The organism is Alteromonas gracilis, from assembly GCF_036870955.2.
Classification (GTDB): domain Bacteria; phylum Pseudomonadota; class Gammaproteobacteria; order Enterobacterales; family Alteromonadaceae; genus Alteromonas; species Alteromonas gracilis_A.
In genome coordinates, this window is record NZ_CP145482.2 from 3,818,152 (window position 1) to 3,835,956 (window position 17,805).

Here is a 17,805-nt window from a genome sequence, read left to right on the forward strand (position 1 = left end):
ATTTTTCGTAAATGGGTGTGGCGGAGGCTCAAATCCAGAAGCTCCACCTCCAGTTCAAGATACTACACCGCCAGTTATTTCAATTAGCCCAGAAATATACAGTTATGACCTCTTTGTCGGAGACGAGCTGCTTAAGCTTTTTCGGTTACCGCCCAGGATGACATTGACGGTGATATTTCAAATAATGTTATTGTCGAAGGCGATAATGTATCTACTGCTGTGGAGGGCTCTTTCACTAAAAACTACAATGTTACGGATAGCGCTGGAAACCATGCAGAGCAAGTTTCAGTAGTCTTTAACATTGCTCCAATCCCAATATCTTATACATTCAGCATTGGTGGTAAACAGGTTAAAGATAGGAAAATTTTGTTAGATGAGGCCTATGTAGGAGTGCTGCTTTTAGAGGACTTACAAGGTGCTGGCGCAGAAGGCGTTACAATTACCCAAGAGTCTGGACCTCGAATTCTATTCGCAGATATTGCTTCTCAATACATAAATCACTTCACGATAACCGTAAACGATGACAGGAAATCACTCGATAGCTACTGGGACAACTCCATAGTAGTTCAAATACCTCATGTTACAGAAAACGCAACCGCAGTTTTCAATTTGGATTTTTGGAAATACGGCGACTGTTGCGCCAGCGAAAAGCCCATTGTTTACAGCACAAAGATTGAAATCAATATCGAAGATCAAGGCACAACTCCAGCCAATAATTTGTATTCAGAAGAATTTTTAACTATTGAGCAAAAAGGCGCAATATCTCACAGAGTCGACTTGCCGTATAACTCGGGATTTCCGACTTCTTCTCAAATTACAAGCGTTTCAATCGATGATGACGGCAATGCAAAATCTTTTTTGCATAGTATAGATGGAGATGTCAGTGATGTTGTAGAGGAACCAAATCTCGAAGGGAGAGATTACTCACAATTCATGGTACGGGATGGCTTTTCGATTGATACACAAAATCACCAAATAATTGTTCCAAAGCCAATTGTTGACGAGTATGAGAACGTATATGGTGAAATAGATAACGCTGAGATATTGAGCGTGCCACCAAACACCTGTAACTATATTAATGGTGTCATTATCTCCCCTCAAGGAACAACATCTTCTAATGGCTCAATTATTGAACAAAACGAGGATTTATGCTGGATCGGGAGACATAATGACAGTCTAGTGGCGTTTAATAAAGCGTTAAGAAGCGTTGAAATCATTGATGTTTTTCCGGATGGAAGCGTTGAGTTACTAGAGCAAATTAATTTAGAACCCTCTCCTAATGATGAACTAGAATTGGTTTTATTCAATGATTCTGGACTGGTATTCCAGGACGCGAATGATCCAGAGCGACACGTCATTTATCCGTTTTACGCCCGCAAGCCACCTCGATGGAGCTATGGAAATCCTCGTAGCGAAGACTTGAGCTTTGTAGCGCCGATAGAGTTGCGAATATCAAAAATTTCGGATATTTGGATGAATTACTCGCCGTTTGATCATGTCTTGTTGATAGCAAACCCAGAGGATACTCAAGTTACCGTATTAAGAAATTTGGGTACCGACAATATACTTGTTGAAACACTCAACCTTGGACTAGGCATAGAATGGATTGATAAGGGACAAAGCGTTGCTGATTGGCAATCACTTAACTTTGTTATTTTTTCGGGCAGAAACTTAGAAAATATCATCGTTCACGTTGACAGATGGAACAATTGGTATGATTAACGTCATTAAGCTAAGGTTCTGTAATTAAGCAAAATTTGAGTTCATTGTGTGAACTAAGTAAGCTTTTCGTTAAGCCGCATTACATAAGTAATTGCGGCTTTTTTATTTAAAGTTGTCCTTTGCAGTTAAAATAAAGTAGTGTGCAGTGCATTATTTTTCTATAAGCGCTTGGTATTATGGGGCTAAGTAAAAGTAAACAATTTAAAACATTGTTATTCTGATGCTAACTCTTCGGTATGCAGCACCATCCAACCATTGATATAAATATTTCGCGGCCTTCTGGCATCGTATATAGCACCATTTGACACCAGCTCATCAACCTGTTCTTTACTGAGCACCAAATTATCAGCTCGATAATAATTACGTAGCAGCAATGCCTTATCAAACTTCGCATGCTGGTTAGGTGATACCGGGGTCGTATGCGCGATGTTTCCCACCTTAAACGTAAACATGCCGTTTTCGATATTAAGAATTTTCATGGGAACATAGCGAAAACGGGCATTAGACGCGGGATCAATAGCGCGGTAATCGATATAGACAAAGTCATTTTTTTGCGGGTTAGCTAAAACTTTGTGTTTCTCATTACTCTCTATTAACGCATTTCCAATAAAGAAAACTGCAATTAACACAAGACAAGCAAGTTCTGCATGCTGTCTAAATAACGTCGTTATTGGCTCTAGCTGAAAGTTTCCACGAAAGTGTGCAGGACTATTATTAAATGGCAGGGCAGACATACTAACCTCCTAACTGTTGAGTACATCAATACCATAACGCTTATTTTGTGTGCTGTCTTGGAAATCGTCAGAACGTACAATGTGCAGAAAGCAAAAAACCCGCCGTAAGGCGGGTTTCTTTAATTGGGACCTGGCAGTGTCCTACTCTCACATGGGGAAGCCCCACACTACCATCGGCGCTAATACGTTTCACTTCTGAGTTCGGAATGGAGTCAGGTGGTACCGTATCGCTATGGCTGCCAGGAAAAACTGGTAACAATTTGGGAAAGATAATATTAATTCAATCAGTGAGTAACTACTTTTCACTCTACTTACTTTAGCTTGTCTACAACACTCAAAAGCCTAAAGCTTTTTGGGCGTTGTATGGTTAAGCCTCTCGGGCAATTAGTACAGGTTAGCTTAACGCCTTACAACGCTTCCACACCCTGCCTATCAACGTCATCGTCTATAACAACCCTTCCAGAACTTAAAGTTCAGGGATGACTCATCTTTGGGCTGGCTTCCCGCTTAGATGCTTTCAGCGGTTATCCGTTCCGAACATAGCTACCGGGCAATGCCATTGGCATGACAACCCGAACACCAGCGGTTCGTCCACTCCGGTCCTCTCGTACTAGGAGCAGCTCCCATCAATCATCCAACGCCCACACCAGATAGGGACCGAACTGTCTCACGACGTTCTAAACCCAGCTCGCGTACCACTTTAAATGGCGAACAGCCATACCCTTGGGACCGACTTCAGCCCCAGGATGTGATGAGCCGACATCGAGGTGCCAAACACCGCCGTCGATATGAACTCTTGGGCGGTATCAGCCTGTTATCCCCGGAGTACCTTTTATCCGTTGAGCGATGGCCCTTCCATACAGAACCACCGGATCACTATGACCTACTTTCGTACCTGCTCGACGTGTCTGTCTCGCAGTTAAGCTAGCTTATGCCATTGCACTAACCTCACGATGTCCGACCGTGATTAGCTAACCTTCGTGCTCCTCCGTTACTATTTGGGAGGAGACCGCCCCAGTCAAACTACCCACCAGACACTGTCCACAATCCCGATTAGGGACCTATGTTAGAACATCAAACATACAAGGGTGGTATTTCAAGGACGGCTCCACACAATCTAGCGACTGTGCTTCAAAGCCTCCCACCTATCCTACACATGTAGGTTCAATGTTCAGTGCCAAGCTGTAGTAAAGGTTCACGGGGTCTTTCCGTCTAGGTGCGGGTACACAGCATCTTCACTGCGATTTCAATTTCACTGAGTCTCGGGTGGAGACAGCGTGGCCATGGTTACACCATTCGTGCAGGTCGGAACTTACCCGACAAGGAATTTCGCTACCTTAGGACCGTTATAGTTACGGCCGCCGTTTACCGGGGCTTCGATCAAGAGCTTCGTACGAACTAACCCCATCAATTAACCTTCCGGCACCGGGCAGGTGTCACACCCTATACGTCCTCTTACGAGTTTGCAGAGTGCTGTGTTTTTAATAAACAGTCCCAGCCACCTGGTCACTGCGGCCCCCATCTGCTTACCACGTAAAGTGTTCACAAACAGGGGCGTACCTTCTCCCGAAGTTACGGTACAATTTTGCCGAGTTCCTTCACCCGAGTTCTCTCAAGCGCCTTAGTATTCTCTACCTGACCACCTGTGTCGGTTTGGGGTACGGTTCATATAATCATAAGTTTAGAAGCTTTTCCTGGAAGCAGGGCATCAACAACTTCACCACCTTAGTGGCTCGTCTCGCGTCTCAGCTTTAAGAACCCGGATTTACCTAAGTTCTCGGCCTACTCGCTTTCACTTGGACAACCAACGCCAAGCTTGCCTAGCCTTCTCCGTCCCTCCATCACTGATTATATAAGTACGGGAATATTAACCCGTTTCCCATCGACTACGCATTTCTGCCTCGCCTTAGGGGCCGACTTACCCTGCCCTGATTAGCATGGGACAGGAAACCTTGGTCTTCCGGCGTGGGAGTTTTTCACTCCCATTATCGTTACTCATGTCAGCATTCGCACTTGTGATATGTCCAGCAAGCTTTACAACTCACCTTCATCCACTTACACAACGCTCCCCTACCCAGCATGTAAACATGCTGCCGCAGCTTCGGTATATTGCTTAGCCCCGTTACATCTTCCGCGCAGGCCGACTCGACTAGTGAGCTATTACGCTTTCTTTAAAGGGTGGCTGCTTCTAAGCCAACCTCCTAGCTGTCTATGCCTTCCCACATCGTTTCCCACTTAGCAATATTTTGGGACCTTAGCTGGCGGTCTGGGTTGTTTCCCTCTCCACGACGGACGTTAGCACCCGCCGTGTGTCTCCCGGATAGTTCTCATTGGTATTCGGAGTTTGCAAAGGGTTGGTAAGTCGGGATGACCCCCTAGCCTTAACAGTGCTCTACCCCCAATGGAATTCGTCCGAGGCTCTACCTAAATAGATTTCGGGGAGAACCAGCTATCTCCCGGTTTGATTGGCCTTTCACCCCCAGCCACAGGTCATTCCCTAACTTTTCAACGTTAGTGGGTTCGGTCCTCCAGTTGATGTTACTCAACCTTCAACCTGCCCATGGCTAGATCACCGGGTTTCGGGTCTATACCTAGCAACTAAACGCGCAGTTAACACTCGCTTTCGCTACGGCTCCGTTATTCACTTAACCTTGCTACTAAATATAAGTCGCTGACCCATTATACAAAAGGTACGCAGTCACCCCGAAGGGCTCCCACTGCTTGTACGTATACGGTTTCAGGTTCTATTTCACTCCCCTCACAGGGGTTCTTTTCGCCTTTCCCTCACGGTACTGGTTCACTATCGGTCAGTTAGGAGTATTTAGCCTTGGAGGATGGTCCCCCCATATTCAGTCAAGATAACACGTGTCCCGACCTACTCGATTTCACTGTAAAGAACTCGTCGTGTACGGGGCTATCACCCTGTATCGCTCCTCTTCCCAAAGGATTCCACTAAATTCTAAACAGCTTAAGGGCTGCTCCCCGTTCGCTCGCCGCTACTAGGGGAATCTCGGTTGATTTCTTTTCCTAAGGGTACTTAGATGTTTCAGTTCCCCTCGTTCGCCTCGTTACACTATGTATTCATGTAACGATACCTATAAATAGGTGGGTTTCCCCATTCGGACATCTGTGGCTCAAATGCATTTTGTCGGCTCACCACAGCTTTTCGCAGACTTACACGTCCTTCATCGCCTCTAACTGCCAAGGCATCCACCGTATACGCTTCGTCACTTAACCATACAACCCCAAACAGCCTTTTGACTTCTGTCTGAGTTATGTCGCATGAATGACAAGCTAATCGGAAGAATTGCCTTGCTATCGTCTTGTCAATCGGACTTGCCGATTGACACGCTTTTCAACGCTTTTAGATAACAAGCAATTCAGTCAAGTAGAGTAAAAAGTCATCTTTCGATTTCTCAGTTACTCAATTTTGATTGATTACTATTAATATCAGCTTTCCAAATTGTTAAAGAACGTAAGTTTTGTTCAATAAAAACAAGACTATCTGTGTAGGCACTGCATCAAGGCGTCTATCGACGTAATGGTAAGGAGGTGATCCAACCCCAGGTTCCCCTAGGGTTACCTTGTTACGACTTCACCCCAGTCATGAAACACAAAGTGGTAATCGTCCTCCCGAAGGTTAGACTAACTACTTCTTTTGCATCCCACTCCCATGGTGTGACGGGCGGTGTGTACAAGGCCCGGGAACGTATTCACCGCAGTATTCTGACCTGCGATTACTAGCGATTCCGACTTCATGGAGTCGAGTTGCAGACTCCAATCCGGACTACGACATTCTTTAAGGGGTCCGCTCCACATCACTGTCTCGCTTCCCTCTGTAAATGCCATTGTAGCACGTGTGTAGCCCTACACGTAAGGGCCATGATGACTTGACGTCGTCCCCACCTTCCTCCGGTTTGTCACTCGCAGTCTCCTTAGAGTGCCCAACTTAATGCTGGCAACTAAGGACAAGGGTTGCGCTCGTTGCGGGACTTAACCCAACATCTCACGACACGAGCTGACGACAGCCATGCAGCACCTGTGTCAGAGTTCCCGAAGGCACCAATCTATCTCTAGAAAGTTCTCTGCATGTCAAGTGTAGGTAAGGTTCTTCGCGTTGCATCGAATTAAACCACATGCTCCACCGCTTGTGCGGGCCCCCGTCAATTCATTTGAGTTTTAACCTTGCGGCCGTACTCCCCAGGCGGTCTACTTAGCGCGTTAGCTTCGCTACTCACGATTTAAAATCACAAACAGCTAGTAGACAGCGTTTACGGTGTGGACTACCAGGGTATCTAATCCTGTTCGCTACCCACACTTTCGCACATGAGCGTCAGTCTTTGGCCAGGGAGTCGCCTTCGCCACTGATGTTCCTCCAGATATCTACGCATTTCACCGCTACACCTGGAATTCCACTCCCCTCTCCAAGACTCTAGTCTGCCAGTTCTAAATGACCATCCCAGGTTGAGCCCGGGGCTTTCACATCTAGCTTAACAAACCGCCTGCGTGCGCTTTACGCCCAGTAATTCCGATTAACGCTCGCACCCTCCGTATTACCGCGGCTGCTGGCACGGAGTTAGCCGGTGCTTCTTCTGTTGTTAACGTCACGGCTAGCAGGTATTAACTACTAACTTTTCCTCACAACTGAAAGTGCTTTACAACCCGAAGGCCTTCTTCACACACGCGGCATGGCTGCATCAGGGTTTCCCCCATTGTGCAATATTCCCCACTGCTGCCTCCCGTAGGAGTCTGGGCCGTGTCTCAGTCCCAGTGTGGCTGATCTTCCTCTCAGAACAGCTAGAGATCGTCGCCTTGGTAAGCCTTTACCTTACCAACTAGCTAATCTCACTTGGGCCTCTCTTTGCGCCGGAGCCTAAGCCCCGTTTGGTCCGAAGACATTATGCGGTATTAGCAGTCGTTTCCAACTGTTATCCCCCTCGCAAAGGCAAGTTCCCAAGCATTACTCACCCGTCCGCCACTCGTCAGCGATGTGCAAGCACATCCTGTTACCGTTCGACTTGCATGTGTTAGGCCTGCCGCCAGCGTTCAATCTGAGCCATGATCAAACTCTTCAATTAAATATATCGAAATATGAATCGTCGTTGTGACACTCTTAACGAGTGCCCACACAGATTGTCTTGTCTAAATTTTTAAAGAACATTCACCAGAAGCTTTGCTTCTTCGTGACTCACCCTGTTCGAGTGAGGTGCGCATTATACGCTGGAAGTTTTCTTTGTCAACACTTTTTGAAAATTTATTTTCTGAAGCGTTTCTTCTAAACTCCCGTCTTTACTGGCCTATGTAGGTAGTAGAGACTTACTTCAAGAGGCTTGCTGTTTTGCTTTTCCCCCGAAGCGGATGCGCATTTTAGGGAATTGAGCGCCCACGTCAACTTCTTTTTTAAAAAAATTGATAAAAGTGAACTAAATGGCTATTTTTCATTCAAATGTGATAATTAGTAGACAATATGGACTAATTACTAATAGGATGGGGATTCAGATCCTATAAAGTAGTAGTCCCTAAAGTAGTATCTGAGACTGCCGTTAATGTATACGGGTTAGGTATGAGAATAGATATATGCGTCGATGCGTGACGCTATCGCTATATCTTATATTGCACTACATAAAAGGTAGGCCTCAAAATTTGGCTACGCAATAATTAAAAAGGTGGGTTTATGTATCGTACACTTTCATTGCTATCAGCAGCATTATTCGCAGCGTCAGCGAGCAACATTGTATTTGCACAACAGGCGAATAGCGAAGCTGATTCATCTTTGAGCAGTGATATATCGACCACTATTAACTCTCAACCTTCTTACAATGAATCAAAAGCGAGTGAAAGTACTCAACAATTTCAAACCACGTTTCTGAAACGCCAAGTTGATCAAACAATGTCTGTCGGCAGAGCTATACGCTCTATTGCTGGTCACTATCCTGCAGAGGTAGTTTCTATTGTCGATATCGCGTTAGACACCTATCCAGAGAAATATCGCGAAATCATTTTCGCTGCCATATCAGCACAGCCTGCATCGACAGAAGAAATTGTACAACTTGCTATAGAGAAAGAAGTAAGCAGCTGTCCTAATATTGTTCAGTTGGCAATAAAAGCGGAGCCGACTTACGTAGACTTCGTCGTTCATGCAGCCGCGGTTTCCACACCAGAAGAACTAGATGAAATAGTTCGTGTTGCGGTACTTACGCAGCCTGACGCTGCTGATAGTATTGTTCAAACGTTATCGAAGGAACACCCAAACAAAATTGTCGATATAATGACAAGCGCACTAAATGCTGTGCCATTTGTTGGTGAGTATGTGGTTGATGCGCTATTAGCGGTGTTCCCAAATGAAGCAGAAACAGTGGTTGAAACAGCGGTTCGTGAATCGTCACAGCAGCGAGAGCAAATTATGCGTATTCTTAATACTGCACAACATGCAGGTGTGTCTCACGATAAACTAAAAGAATACGCATTATCTGCTGGGTTAAACGAAACTGACATTAACACGGCATTAGGCAATAACTAGTTTTACTCCTTGCTGGAGCGATGTTACCTAACTAACGTTTTAGTGTTATTTCATGCTGTACAGCATAGCTGCTTCTTTGTATAGCATGAGTTCAGCTTTCAACAGATCTACCCTCGCTTTAATTTCTTTAATCTGGGCTCTTATTTCCGCTTGAGCCCTTGCATTAAGAACGAACATATCACTGTCACCCGCATCGAATCTGGTTTTTTCTACCTGCGAAAGCGTCCGCGCTAGGCTGGCGTTTTCGCTTTGAAACGCTGCGATATCCTTAGCTTGAGTCCAAAACACAAGCGCCTGTTCAAAGCGCTGTGTTATAACTTGTTCAGTAGACGCTAATTTATGTTGCAACTCCCTTTGTTTTGATAACAACTGGGCACGCTCTGCTTTCGCTTTTCGGTTACCAAGGGGATATGAAAAAGAAAGACCCAGTTTAGTTTCCGTACCTTCTAATGTTTCAGATCCAGAGCCCACATCCCTCGCTATTGAGGCTTTTAAATCTAGTTTTGGAAGTAGCGCATTATTAGCTAGCGCGGTTTTATTCTCGACGACGGCTTGTTCCAGCTTCATAATGTCAAGCTCAGGGTGCTGATTGAGCGCGTTACGAAGTGTAACAAGCTGACCATTACCGACGAGGAAAGGCCACTTAATATCATTCGGCGGCATATCTTCATCGATGGCAAGCATCTGACCTGTTGAAGAGCGCCAGTAAAAAGACAACATTTGCGCATGGCCGTCTCGCTTTTGTGTAAGCTCTGCAAGTAACAACTTTTGCTGCAGAATATTCGCACGAAACTCCGTCAGAATAATCTTAGCAAGATCGCCTTTTTCCACCCGCGTCACCAAAGCACGCTCTCGCTCTGAAGCAGTATCGAGCAGTTCTTTTACCGCCAAAACTTGAAGCGCACTTTCGTACCAAGATATATATTCGTTAATTCCTTTGTAAACAAAGTCATTAATCAAACTTGTTGCAAGCGCCTCCCATTGTGATGTGGCAAGACCTGCGTTTCTCAACTCTGTTCTTCGTTTATCTATCTCACGATTTTGCAGCAATGATATTGCGACACCAACACTTGCCTCCCCAGCAGAAAGTGTCTCATACCCTCCCTCATAAGAAGGAAAGTCTCCATCCGAGATTCGATACTCTCCAAATACAGAACCATTAAAGTCTTCGATCGGGTTTGTAAAACGCTGTGTTAGATTTGTTCCATCGTAATAACCACTAACTCTACTATTGGTTTTCTGCTCAATAATTGGGTCAAAACTACTGCGAGCAATTTCTAGTTCAGCCGCCGCTTGGTAGTTACCTTCATTGATAGCAAGTACATAAGGATGGTAGTTCACCATGCTTTCTATAAACAATTCGATTGGCGGGGCTTCATACTTTGCCTGTTGCGCCAAAGAAGGCTGAATAGTAAAAGCACCTACAGCTAAGAGTGTGCAAGTTAAGTACCTCAGACTTCTATGTTTAAGCTTTTGCACTACCATGGATTAGCCCCTGTGCTAGAGCTTTCTGTTGTTGTTGGCGTTGACGTAGGTCGCGGCGGGAAGTTATTTAGCTGACGCCACATTTCATAACCTAAGCGTACTTCTTCAAGTAAGATCCACGCTTTGACTCGGCTTCCGAGTCGAGCAGAGCTCTCCGCTGGCCATGGAATATCATCTTCATCAGGTTTGATCCAGACACTAAAGTCACCCATTGCATCAGCTACTGGTTCAACATATACAACTTCACCACCAAAGGTACCAATGGCACTACCTGGCCACCCGCTAAACTGGAAGACAGGCCAACCTTCAAATTGCAAACGTGCCTTCGCGCCCGGTTTAACCAAAGGTGCGTCAAGTCCTCGCACTGTTACTCTTACACTTCGCTTCGCGTCCGCCGGAATGAACTGTCCTAAAATGTCTCCCGATTTAACAAACGTAGATACGCCCCCTGACAAAAGGCGAACCACCGTGCCATCTACAGGTGCAAATTTCGTCTGCGTTGATTGACGTGAAAGTGTCATACTCACTTCATTGATTTCTGAAACAGATGCAGCAGCCTTGGCACGTAAATCTTGTACTTTTATCTGAGCTTTTTCTACTTCCTTACGCGATACTAAGCCTTCTTCCTCAAGTGAGATTTGGCGGGCCAGATTGTTTTCAGCGTTGCGAACCGCAGTCTCATTTGCCTCTCTTTTTAAGTTCGCTGCTGATAGTTGAGACTGCAATTTGTCAAGGCGTTGTGCATCGATGTCGATAAGAGTAACAATTGGCTCACCCTGCTTAATCTGTTGCCCTTCGCGAACATGCCATTGCTTTACTTGCCCATCTACTAGCGCATTAATGGGTTGAGTTCTATCTTTGGGATCGAGAGAATCAACCATACCTGTGCCATAAGCGGTTTGGATCCATGGGGTAAAATACAAAATCAATCCAGCTGCAATAACAAGAAACAATATGAGCCCACCGACGACTTTGTGAAAGCTAGGTACACTTAACGCTGGTAATGTATCGATGTTATCTAGAAAGCGACGCTCTGCATTATTCATCTACTTTTCCTCTCCAACATTATCACCTTTTTCTAGTTGCCATTCGTTATGGTCATAGATCATCGCTTGCGCATTGTCATGCAGGTGTAATACGCCATTAAAATGTTCAGGCAATGGCATATTTGTAAAATAAAGGACCGTAAAATCGTGCTGCGCTAACCGCTTTAGCAATCTTGAACGTAGATCTAACGGAACTGCATCAAAATGTTGATTCAAGATAAGTAATTTAGGTTTTGCAATAATGGCTGCGGCCAATTTAAGCAATAAGAACTCAAGTGGTTGAAGTGGTGCTCCCAACACCGACACTCGTGTTTGCAAACCTTCGGGTAACGCATCGATCACACTTGTCATTTCCACTTCTTCCAACGCGTTGCGAATGTCTGCAAAACTGGCCTGTGGCTGTGCTAGCTTCAAATAGCGCTCGATAGTCACTTCAATAATTAATGAGCGGTCAAGCATGGTCACGGCTTGACGTAGCTCATGGGTGTCATAGTCGTTGAAACTTAATTCGCCCAACAAAATATCCCCCGATTTAACAGGTTCATATTGCTTAAGGTAGCCAACAAGTTGCTTTTGAACCCAGCTTTTATCTGTAGTGACGAAATACTGAGAGCCGGGGGCTAAGGTAGTATCCAGCTCACACTTATCATTGCCGTGGCTTAGCACAAGTTTATTGAACGCCAGCTTGGACGATGAAGGCACATGCTCAGAATTAACGTGAAGTTTTTCTTGTGGAATACTTAGCGCGTGACCGAGCTTTTCTGCCGCACCATACAATTCATAGTACAATTTTAGGTATTGGGTGAAACGCGACAAGCCAAAAAATACCGCCGACATAACTAGCTCTGCCGCTACAAGCTGACCTATGGATAATTGCCCCTGCACTACCAGTACACCACCAATGCCTAGCAGCGCTGCACTTGCAATAGCGTACAAGAGAAGGAACATGACAACTTGCGAAAAAGTGTAGTGGAAATGACGTTTGTGCTTTCTTACATAATTACCGATGAACTCTTCAGTACTTCGACCTAAGCATACTCTACGTGATCGGCCGACTTGAAAAACTCATGAGCGCTGGCGATATCATGAAGCCACTTGGCAGAGGCGTATTTTGCGTGAGAAAGTTGTATAGCAGTGCGCTTTGCACCGCGCCCCCAGATTTTCCACACCGCATACATAGTCAAAACAAGTACCACGTTAAATGCGAATAGCGAAGGGTGATAGAAAGAAACAAGCGTGAAACCCACTAACATCTGAAGCAAAACGGCAAACCCATCGATCATTAGCGATGGAATGTTCTTTTGCAGCGTCATTATGTCAAAGTAACGCTGCGTAATACTGACATTCTGACGCCCCTCAAAAAAGCTATGTGGTGCCATAATAGTACGCAAGCCCAATGCGGCGGTTAACCTTGCATAAACTTTACGCTCGTAAAACTCCATGACCCGCATGCGCAATGCACTGAAGATAGCAGAGATAAAAAGCGTAAGAAAAAGTACAGATGCGAGAATAACTACTGCTCTTGTCGAACCAATATTCGCGATACTGTTAATCAGTGTTTGCACCGCAATAGGTACGGCAAGTGTCATCAAACTAATTGCAACGCCGTAGGCAATTGCAACCCAGAAAAAGCTCGACTCAGGTTTCAATAATGAAAACAGAGTTTTTCGCGTAGCACGTAGATCTATTTTTTTTGCCATAATCAAATCTTCAATAACACCGCTAGCAGTTGAGTTATAGTGTACGTCATTCGCCAGTTAGATTAAATCTGTTATATTCTTCTTAGTTATTCGAAAAATACTGATAGAGGAGTTTAAGGGGCTTCACGTAAACGCCTTTAAATACCAAGTATGCACCACCTAAACTATCACCACCTATATTATTTTTACTTAGTAGCTAGAGAAGGCAGTATCGCTAAGGCAGCCAAGTTACTTCACGTGACCCCACAAACAGTAAGTGGGCAGTTAAGCACATTTGAAAACCAACTCGGCTATCCCCTATTTGATCGAATAAACAAACGTCTATACCTAAACGCAAAGGGGAAGGTCAGCTATCAGTATGCCAGTGAAATCTTCAATAAGGGAAACCAACTGGCTGAAATACTGAACAATAGCGATGAAGTGAATACGAAAGAATTTGTTATAGGTATTACAAATGGTATTCCTAAAGTGCTTTTTTATGACTTTGTTCACTCAACAATGCGAATGTATGCCAATGTTCGCTATGTTATTAAAGAAGATAGTTTTGATGGTCTGCTTAAAGAACTCGCCATTAATGCCATTGACTTTATCGTTGCTGATCGTGGTATTGCACCAGGCACACAGGTAAACGCCAACAGCTATTTTTTAGGTGAAAGCTCTTTGAGCTTTTTTGCCAAAAAGCCACTCAACGATAGCCAGCACTTTCCCTCTTGCTTAAACCAAATGCCTCTGCTGATACAAGGATACACATCAGGTATTCGACAAGCATTAGCAAGCTGGCTAGAGACCGAACAACTGTATCCCAAAATAGTCGCCGAGTTCGACGATAGTGCACTTTTAAAACTTTTTGGTAGCGAGGACTTTGGAGTATTTTGTGCCCCATCTGCTATTTCAAAACACGTCGAAGCTCAATATGGCGTGCATCGAATCGGTAATGCTAACACGCTGAACGAGCGTTACTATGCAATAACAGGTAAAAGTCGTGCCGACTACACCATTAGTGAGGCTATCATTGATGAAGCGAGAAAGATTTTACGTTAGGACGCAAAAAACGCATCGCTAAATTAGAGTTTATAGAACTTTAATCGTAATTTTTTCGGAACATAAAGTGAGAAAAGCACTGTCCTTTAACTTCAAAGGTTTGTCGACTATCACTTTTTTAGGTTCAGTAATATGGGGCGCTAATTCCTATGCTGGTATCATTAATGATCACCCTGATATTTTAGTCTGTTCAGTTAGTGAGAATGCGCAAGATTCAACATGGCAAGACTTGGTAGTTTATGTCAGTGGCACACAAAAAGACGGTGCAACTCTTTATAAATAGCTTACCTCTAACCCGGTGCTGATACGCATTGATGAATCTGGCATTTTATCAGTCCCGAAACTAGCAAACTGTGATAAAAAAAACAGTCCAAGCCCTTCGCGAAGCAGGTAGAGCAAAAGATTTCGGTAAATAAATACCTAATTAAAAAAGGGCAAAGATATTATCTTTGCCCTTTTAGTGAAGTTGATTAACTGATTTACTTATTTAGTCTGCGTTAAACAAGTCGCGACTATAAACTTTCTCCAACACATCCTCGATATCATGTGTAACACGGTTGGCAACGATAACGTCTGAGATTTTCTTAAACTCTTCTAAATCATTTACTACGCGCGAGTTGAAAAAGTCGTCCTCTTTAAGTACTGGTTCATAAACTACAACTTGGATCCCTTTTGCTTTAATACGCTTCATGATGCCTTGAATGGCGCTGGCGCGGAAATTGTCAGACCCAGTTTTCATGATTAAACGGTAGATACCAACAATTTTTGGCTGACGACTCACTATTGAGTCTGCGATAAAGTCTTTACGCGTTCGGTTAGCATCAACAATCGCTTGAATCATGTTGTTTGGCACTTCGCTGTAATTAGCCAAAAGCTGCTTAGTATCTTTTGGTAAACAGTAACCGCCGTAGCCGAAGCTGGGGTTGTTGTAGTGTTTGCCGATACGAGGGTCTAAACCTACACCTTCAATAATCTGCTTGGTATCTAACCCATTGCGCTCGGCGTAACTGTCTAACTCATTAAAGTAAGCTACACGCATTGCCAAGTAAGTGTTGGCAAACAGCTTAATTGCTTCAGCTTCTGTGCTATCAGTAAACAATACCTCAATGTCTTCTTTCAAAGCGCCTTGCTGAAGTAATGAAGCAAAAACTTCCGCTCGCTCACTTTTCTCACCAACTATAATTCGGCTAGGGTGAAGGTTGTCGTAGAGAGCTTTTCCTTCTCGAAGAAATTCTGGTGAAAAAATAATGTTGTCAGAACCGTGTCTAGCTTTTGCTTCTTTGGTAAAGCCAACGGGTACCGTTGACTTAATGATCATCACCGCTTCAGGGTTTACTTGCATAACCGTTTTAATAACCGCATCCACGCTACTGGTATTAAAATAATTGGTTTGTGGGTCATAGTCAGTAGGTGTTGCAATTACGACGTAATCGGCATTTTTGTATGCGTACTCTGCGTCAAGCGTAGCTTCTAAGTTCAGTGTTTTAGTCGCAAGATACTCAGAAATTTCTTTGTCTTCGATAGGAGACTTTTTATTATTGAGTAATTCAACTTTCTCTGCGACTAAGTCTACTGCTTTCACTTCATTGTGTTGTGCTAGAAGCACTGCATTTGAAAGCCCAACATAGCCAGTCCCTGCTACAGCTATTTTTAGCCCTTGCAATGTACCTTCCATTAAATGTGTCTCCACTTTTACAAATTCATATATCTATTTAGAGTATCGCATAGTTGCTTTAAATATTGATGAAAATAATCAACGTTCAACCATAAGAATTATTTTTGACATTAACTCTAGCACTTTTTTTGTCGTCAACTACTAATATAAATGGCACCAAATAAATTATCCCTTTAGCTCTTCCACCGTTCTTATGGAAAAATTCTCGCGCTTTAGCGTTAAATTAGGATTGTACGCAGGATCATATTCGATATACCTCTTCCATGTTTCCTTAAGGTAACTTAGCTCACGGTTAAATCGAGCGGCCTTCTCGGGTGATACATCTAACCCCCTACTTACAGATTCATGATGGAACAACTCTGCCTCTGCGCAATAAACATTTTGAAGCCCTAATTCTCGAACTCTTAAACAAAAATCGACGTCATTAAACGCTACAGCCAGGTCTTTTTCGTTCAAGCCACCGATACGCTCGAACACGCTGCGTTTTACAAGTAAACACGCCGCGGTGACCGCACTGTAGTTACTGGTTGCATTAATACGATTGAGATAACCTGAATGAAAACGCGGAAAGTTTTTGTGCGCGTGTCCAGCCCCACCACCATAACCCATAACAACGCCAGCGTGCTGAATGCGTGTATCAGAATAAAGCAGCTTTGCACCAACACAGCCAACATCTTCTCGTTCAGCGTGACCCACCATATAGGTAAGCCAATCAGGTGTAATTACTTCGATATCATTGTTAATTAACCCAATGATGCTGCCTTTGGCATGCTTTGCGCCGAAATTGTTAATGGCGGAATAGTTAAAGGGCTCGTCGTACTTTAATACTGTGACCTTATCTAGCGTATCAAGATAGTCAAAATACACCAGACTATCTTGTTCATCTGACCCGTTATCAAGCAACAAGATTTCGTAGTTAATATAAGTGGTCTTTTCTAGAATTGAGTTGATGCATGCTTTAACTAACGCCTTACCGTTTTTTGTTGGGATCAACAGACTTACCAAAGGTGTTGAGCTTTGCCACATAACTTGGTTTAAACGCATTGACTGATTGTAATTTGATGTTGCATCTGTGTGTTTGCTGATACAGGTCGCCACATCAATAAGCTCTTGCTCTAAATGTGCTTGTTGTTTTTGTATATGCACCAATGGCAACGCAATGTGACCTATGCGCAATGACTTATTCATTAGTACTAGGTGTGCAATTGCGCCTGAAATAGTGTGAAATACTTCGCCTTCAAGCCTACTGAGAGTATCAGGCATAAGCAATACGCCGCTTTTAATATAGGCTGTAGAAAACAACAATTCAGGGTTCCAGTCAGGCAGAAAGCAAGGACTTGTTTGCTCTCCAGTCTCGTTTAATGAGTCTGTATCGCAATAGAGAATATCAGCGTCACTATTCTCAAATGTTCCGCAAAAATAGTGATTTGCCTGTTCTGATAATCGGTCACCCTCATTGAGCAGAAGCACAGGCAGTTGAGTATCTAATCGCCGCAACACATCTTTGAAACGAAGATTGCCATTTGCATTGAAAACAAAACACCGACCGACAGCTTTATCATTACTCAAATACCGAATGCAGCCATCAATGTCTTGTTTTGAGAATACAATAATTTGCCAAGGTCTATCTTGTTGCTGAAGACATGGCTGTGATTTGTTGTGAAAATCAAGCCATTGGCGGTAGAGCTCTTGAGTTTGCTTGGGTGTAGGCGCATCATAAAACAAACCCGCTTTTCTTATTGAACGAACATACAAGCCAGTCAATCGTTCACTCTGCTTGAGTCTACTTTTGACGTTCTTTGGTATGATTTGTAATGCGGCGCGCACAATGCGCATTATCGTTTTTTTCATCAAAGCTCTTGTATAGTGAGCAAAACAAAAA

Annotated in this window: 9 protein-coding genes, 3 rRNA genes and 1 pseudogene; 4 read left to right on the forward strand and 9 right to left on the reverse strand. The window is 43.9% G+C overall.

Annotated features, from left to right (window positions below):
* Positions 1 to 219 precede the first annotated feature (219 nt).
* Positions 220 to 1,722, forward strand: a complete 1,503-nt coding sequence (locus tag V6N89_RS18385) for a hypothetical protein (RefSeq protein WP_338518866.1) — start codon at positions 220 to 222, stop codon at positions 1,720 to 1,722.
* A 212-nt stretch (positions 1,723 to 1,934) separates the two neighbouring features.
* Here V6N89_RS18385 and V6N89_RS18390 read toward each other — a convergent pair whose 3' ends face one another.
* The 4 genes from V6N89_RS18390 to V6N89_RS18405 form a co-directional block, all read right to left on the reverse strand.
* The gene (locus tag V6N89_RS18390; RefSeq protein WP_338518868.1) at positions 1,935 to 2,456 is read right to left on the reverse strand and encodes a hypothetical protein; all 522 of its coding nucleotides are present in this window, start codon (positions 2,454 to 2,456) and stop codon (positions 1,935 to 1,937) included.
* A gap of 128 nt (positions 2,457 to 2,584) precedes the next feature.
* Positions 2,585 to 2,700: ribosomal RNA gene (gene rrf / locus V6N89_RS18395) — 5S ribosomal RNA — on the reverse strand.
* Positions 2,701 to 2,819: 119 nt separating this feature from the next.
* Positions 2,820 to 5,693 (reverse strand): 23S ribosomal RNA (locus tag V6N89_RS18400).
* 308 nt (positions 5,694 to 6,001) lie between these two features.
* Positions 6,002 to 7,534: ribosomal RNA gene (locus tag V6N89_RS18405) — 16S ribosomal RNA — on the reverse strand.
* Together the 16S, 23S and 5S rRNA genes form the textbook arrangement of a ribosomal RNA operon.
* A gap of 596 nt (positions 7,535 to 8,130) precedes the next feature.
* On the opposite strand from V6N89_RS18405, the gene V6N89_RS18410 reads away from it, so the two are divergent.
* Positions 8,131 to 8,976, forward strand: a complete 846-nt coding sequence (locus V6N89_RS18410; RefSeq protein ID WP_338518869.1) for a hypothetical protein — start codon at positions 8,131 to 8,133, stop codon at positions 8,974 to 8,976.
* Positions 8,977 to 9,021: 45 nt separating this feature from the next.
* Here the strand turns inward: V6N89_RS18410 and V6N89_RS18415 are convergent, their stop codons facing one another.
* From V6N89_RS18415 to V6N89_RS18425, 3 genes and pseudogenes are all read right to left on the reverse strand, one after another.
* Positions 9,022 to 10,461, reverse strand: coding sequence for a TolC family protein (locus V6N89_RS18415; RefSeq protein ID WP_338518871.1), 1,440 nt, complete (start codon positions 10,459 to 10,461; stop codon positions 9,022 to 9,024).
* On the reverse strand, positions 10,455 to 11,507 hold the full coding sequence (locus V6N89_RS18420; RefSeq protein WP_338518872.1) for an HlyD family secretion protein: 1,053 nt from the start codon (positions 11,505 to 11,507) through the stop codon (positions 10,455 to 10,457). The genes V6N89_RS18415 and V6N89_RS18420 overlap by 7 nt, the downstream gene beginning before the upstream one ends.
* Positions 11,508 to 13,207: pseudogene (locus V6N89_RS18425) on the reverse strand (ABC transporter transmembrane domain-containing protein).
* A gap of 150 nt (positions 13,208 to 13,357) precedes the next feature.
* Here V6N89_RS18425 and V6N89_RS18430 point away from each other — a divergent pair.
* Entirely contained in the window at positions 13,358 to 14,248 is an 891-nt protein-coding gene (locus tag V6N89_RS18430; RefSeq protein ID WP_338518873.1) for a LysR family transcriptional regulator, read from the forward strand.
* A gap of 67 nt (positions 14,249 to 14,315) precedes the next feature.
* Positions 14,316 to 14,531, forward strand: a complete 216-nt coding sequence (locus V6N89_RS18435) for a hypothetical protein (protein ID WP_338518875.1) — start codon at positions 14,316 to 14,318, stop codon at positions 14,529 to 14,531.
* A gap of 204 nt (positions 14,532 to 14,735) precedes the next feature.
* Here V6N89_RS18435 and V6N89_RS18440 read toward each other — a convergent pair whose 3' ends face one another.
* Positions 14,736 to 15,923: a nucleotide sugar dehydrogenase gene (locus V6N89_RS18440; protein ID WP_338518876.1), complete on the reverse strand. Its 1,188-nt coding sequence runs from the start codon at positions 15,921 to 15,923 to the stop codon at positions 14,736 to 14,738.
* 165 nt (positions 15,924 to 16,088) lie between these two features.
* Entirely contained in the window at positions 16,089 to 17,774 is a 1,686-nt protein-coding gene (locus V6N89_RS18445; RefSeq protein ID WP_338518877.1) for a glycosyltransferase family 2 protein, read from the reverse strand.
* Between the last annotated feature and the right edge of the window lie 31 nt (positions 17,775 to 17,805).

What these genes read in the sequence shown, in the direction of transcription:
- V6N89_RS18420 (WP_338518872.1), bottom strand. Translation starts at nt 11,507, where the DNA reads ATGAATAATGCAGAGCGTCGCTTTCTAGATAACATCGATACATTACCA.
- V6N89_RS18430 (WP_338518873.1), top strand. Translation starts at nt 13,358, where the DNA reads ATGCACCACCTAAACTATCACCACCTATATTATTTTTACTTAGTAGCT.
- V6N89_RS18415 (WP_338518871.1), bottom strand. Translation starts at nt 10,461, where the DNA reads ATGGTAGTGCAAAAGCTTAAACATAGAAGTCTGAGGTACTTAACTTGC.
- V6N89_RS18440 (WP_338518876.1), bottom strand. Translation starts at nt 15,923, where the DNA reads ATGGAAGGTACATTGCAAGGGCTAAAAATAGCTGTAGCAGGGACTGGC.
- V6N89_RS18390 (WP_338518868.1), bottom strand. Translation starts at nt 2,456, where the DNA reads ATGTCTGCCCTGCCATTTAATAATAGTCCTGCACACTTTCGTGGAAAC.
- V6N89_RS18445 (WP_338518877.1), bottom strand. Translation starts at nt 17,774, where the DNA reads ATGAAAAAAACGATAATGCGCATTGTGCGCGCCGCATTACAAATCATA.
- V6N89_RS18410 (WP_338518869.1), top strand. Translation starts at nt 8,131, where the DNA reads ATGTATCGTACACTTTCATTGCTATCAGCAGCATTATTCGCAGCGTCA.